The following is a 282-nucleotide window of genomic DNA, read 5'->3' on the forward strand; positions in this document are numbered from 1 at the left end:
ATCGCCTGACCCGCATCGACTTTTCCCACAGCGAACCGCCGGAACACTTCAGCCACGACCCGGCCGGCAACCTGCTGATGCAGGACCGCCCTGGGCCGACCACCCTCAAGGGCAACCGCCTGCTGAGAGAGGGCGACCGCCACTACGACTACGACGCCTTCGGCAACCTGATCCGCGAACGCCGCGGCCAGGCCCTGGTCAGCGCCTACCGCTACGACAGCCAACACCGCCTGATCGGCGTCACCACGGCCGACGGCCGCGAAACGTCCTACCGCTACGACG

Annotated in this window: 1 protein-coding gene; it reads left to right on the forward strand. The window is 68.1% G+C overall.

Going from position 1 to position 282, the window contains the following annotated elements; genetic code table 11:
• On the forward strand, positions 1 to 282 hold a 282-nt coding region (locus tag IB266_RS30555), incomplete at both ends, for an RHS repeat domain-containing protein (RefSeq protein ID WP_192264463.1).

Source organism: Pseudomonas sp. Pdm06, assembly GCF_014851795.1.
Lineage (GTDB): Bacteria > Pseudomonadota > Gammaproteobacteria > Pseudomonadales > Pseudomonadaceae > Aquipseudomonas > Aquipseudomonas fluorescens_AA.